Below are 3,465 nucleotides of genomic sequence, written 5' to 3' on the forward strand. Positions count from 1 at the left end.
CCCCGGCACCACGTACTTGCCGCGCGCTTCGATGACATGAGCGTGCCGCGGGACGGCCGCGGTCTTGGCGGTCCCCACCGCCCGGATGCGCTCGCCTTCGATGACGATGACCGAGTCGGGGACGGGCGGCGCGCCCGTACCGTCGATCAGCGTGGCGCCGCGGATCACGGTGACTTGCGGGGAAGCCGCTTTCGGGGAGTGCCCGGAGCCGGCGGCCAGGACGCTGCCCGTCGCCACAAACACGAAGACGGCGATGCTGGCGAGAAGGCGTTTCATCGAGTGAAGCCGGGCGACGATTCGCAGCGAGAGTGTACTGGAAGCTGCGGGACAAACCAAAGATTTTGGGGTGGGCTGCCGCTATCGCGAGGTCGGTGCGGGCGCGGGCGGCGGCGCCGGGTGCGCTTTCACCCACGTCGCGATGGCCTGGATGACCTCGGGCGCGACCTGCCCGGGCTGGCCGTACTCCGCTCCCGTAGGCTCGCCCGCCACTACCATGAACAGGTGGTTCAGGTTGGGGAAGAACTGCGCCTGGTGCAGGTCGGCGGGCAGCTCCGCCACCGCCTGCTGCAGCAGGTCGTAATCGGTCTTGCTGACCTGCACGTCCTTTCCGCCTTGCAGGATGAGCGCGGGCACGGTGGTGGCGGCCAGCGCCTTGCGCGTGTCGTGGAAGAAGAGGTCGCGCCAGTAGATGGCGGGAGCGTGGAAGACGACCTCGTCGTTGGGGGCCTCGCCGGAGCGCACGCGCGCGAAGGCGATGCGCAGGTCGCTGACCTCCATCTGCACCGCCTCGTCGGACTTGCCCGCCAGCTTCATCTGGTGCGCGACCTGCTCGAGGATGAGTTCGTCCAAGGGACGCGCGGCCGCCGCCATCAGGATCTGGCCGCGGATCCCGGGCACGCGCTCGGCGATGAAGGGGGCCAGAGACGCCCCCAGGCTGTGGCCCAGCACGAAGATGGCGCCGGCGTCCGCCTCGGGCAGGCCGCGGGCGAAGTTCAGCGCCGCCACCGCGTCGTCCAGCACCTCCTCCTTCACGGTGACGTTCTTGGCGTCGATGGAGGCGGGGAAGGCGAAAGTGCGCTTGTCGTAGCGCAGCGTGGCGATGCCCTCAGCCGCCAGGCCGTGGGCCAGGTCGCGAAAAGGCTTGTTGGCGCCGATGGTCTCGTCGCGGTCGTGCGGGCCCGAGCCCTGCACCAGCACGATCAGCGGGACCTTGCCGCTCAGCCTGGCCGGCAGGCAGAGCGTGGCGGGAAACTGCAGCCCGGCGCTGGGAAAGGTGAGGTCGCGCTCGGTGAAGGCGGCGGGCCCGGGAGGCACGGCCGGAGCCGGCGCTGCCGCGGGCGCGAAACCCTCGCGCGTGATCTCCACCCGCTGCAGGGGCACGGTGACGCGCATCAGGCGGTTGCCGGCGGCCTCCGCCCAGAAATACTCGGTCACGCTTCCCAGCACCAGCATGTACTTGTGCAGGTGGACAGACTTGCCGTCCAGCGTGCCCTCCTCGTCCGGCTCGGCAGTGAGCGCCCCCGGCAGCGCGGCCAGGCTCTGCGGCACGACGATCCAGAGGCTCAGGCCGGCCGGCGGCTTGGGTCCCAGGCTGTCGAGCAGCACCTGGAAGTGGGCGGTGACCAGGTTGTCGAGCACCACGGTGTGCGGCTTCAGTTCCGCCTGGGCGCTCTGCGACTGCACCCCCACGCTGGCCTTCATCTGCACCTGCCCCTTCTCCACCCGCGCCTCGATGAGCTGCGGCGGGCTGCCGGCACTGCCCGCGGTCAGGCTGTAGCTCAGAAACTCCCACTCGGGGGAGAGATTGGTCTGCTCGGTGAGCGTCATCTCCCCGCCGGGACGCTGCAAGGTGCTCTTGCCGGTGAGGCGGAAGCCGCCCTGGGTGGCTACGATCTCGTATTCCTCGCTGCCCGTGAGGGCCTTGCCGGCCTTGATCTGGAACTTCTCCGGCGGGGCGGCGATGAGAGAGAGGGCCAGGGCCGGCAGAGCGCCGATCAGCAACGCGATGCGCCGCATCATTTCTTCTCCTTCAGCAATTCTTCTTCCTCTTTGCCCTGCTGGCTGAGCTGCAGAATGACTCCGTAATCCTCCAGCGTGGTGGTGTCGCCCTTCACCGACTTGGTGGTCACGATCTCGCGCAGCAGCCGCCGCATGATCTTGCCGCTGCGCGTCTTGGGCAGCCCCTGCACGAAGTAGATGCGCTCGGGCCGCGCCAGCCCTCCGATCTCCTTGGCCACCCAGTCGCGCAACTCCTCCGCCAGGGCCGGCGTCGCCTTGACCTCCTGCTTCAGCGTGACGAAGGCGTGCAGGCCTTCGCCCTTCAGTTCGTGGGGCGCGCCGATGGCGGCCGCCTCCGCCACCGCCGCATGGTGCACCAGCGCCGACTCCACCTCCATCGTGCTCAGCCGGTGGCCGGCCACATTGATGACGTCGTCCACCCGTCCCAGTACCCAGATGTAGCCGTCCTCGTCGCGGGTGGCGGCGTCGCCGGTGAAGTACTTCCCGGTGACCCGCGCCCAGTAATTCTGCTTGAAGCGCTCCGGGTCTTTGTGGATGGTGCGCAACATGGCCGGCCAAGGCTGGGTGATGACCAGGAAGCCCTTGCCCACCTTCACCGACTCGCCCGCCTCGTCGATCACGTCGGCGGCCACCCCCGGCAGCGGGCGCGTGGCCGAGCCCGGCTTGGTGGGCGTCGCTCCCGGCATGGGCGAGATCAGGATGCATCCCGTCTCCGTCTGCCACCAGGTGTCCACGATGGGGCAGCGCTCCTTGCCGATCACCTTGTGGTACCAGTGCCAGGCGGCAGGATTGATAGGCTCGCCCACCGTCCCCAGCAGCCGCAGGGAAGAGAGGTCGCGCCCCTGGGGCCAGGTGTCGCCCTGGCGCACGAAGCTGCGGATGGCCGTCGGCGAGGTGTAGAAGATCGTGACCCGATACTTCTCGATGATGCGCCAGAAGCGGTCGGGCTTGGGCCAGTCGGGCGCGCCCTCGTACATCAGCGTGGTGGCCCCGGCGGCCAGCGGCCCGTAGACCACGTAGCTGTGCCCCGTCACCCACCCGATGTCGGCGGTGCACCAGTAGGTGTCTTCCTCCTTGAGGTCGAAGACCCAGCCCAGCGTGGCCAGCACCTGGGTGAGATAGCCGCCGGTCGAGTGCACCACGCCCTTGGGCTTGCCGGTGGTGCCGGAGGTGTAGAGCACGTAGAGCGGGTGCTCGGCGTCCAGCTCCTCGGCGGGGCAGACTTCGGAGACCCCGGTGGTGACGTCCTCCCACCAGTGGTCGCGCCCCTCCTGCATCTGCGTGTGCAGGCTGAGGCGCTTGTACACGATCACGTTCTTGACCGTGGGACACTCTTGGAGCGCGTCGTCCACATGCTGCTTGAGCAGGACCTCGCGGCCGCGGCGCAGCCCGCCGTCGGCGGTCAGCACCACCTCCGCCTCCAGGTCCTGGATGCGCGTCTTCAGC

The 3,465-nt window shown here is 69.1% G+C and carries 3 protein-coding genes; all 3 read right to left on the reverse strand.

Features of this window, described 5'->3' with window-relative positions; all coding sequences use genetic code 11:
• Positions 1–276, reverse strand: a 276-nt coding sequence (locus VEG08_13035) for a hypothetical protein (protein ID HXZ28910.1), incomplete at its 3' end; no start/stop codon positions are given.
• Positions 277–357: 81 nt separating this feature from the next.
• Positions 358–2,019, reverse strand: coding sequence for an alpha/beta fold hydrolase (locus VEG08_13040; GenBank protein ID HXZ28911.1), 1,662 nt, complete (start codon positions 2,017–2,019; stop codon positions 358–360).
• A partial coding sequence (gene acs, locus VEG08_13045) for an acetate--CoA ligase (protein HXZ28912.1) occupies positions 2,016–3,465 on the reverse strand: 1,450 nt, incomplete at its 5' end. The genes acs and VEG08_13040, both read right to left, overlap by 4 nt.

The organism is Terriglobales bacterium (genome assembly GCA_035624475.1).
Taxonomy (GTDB): domain Bacteria; phylum Acidobacteriota; class Terriglobia; order Terriglobales; family Acidobacteriaceae; genus DASPRL01.

Bases quoted from the DNA above. Each gene is read 5' to 3' on its own strand.
- VEG08_13040 (HXZ28911.1), bottom strand. From the start codon at position 2,019: ATGATGCGGCGCATCGCGTTGCTGATCGGCGCTCTGCCGGCCCTGGCC.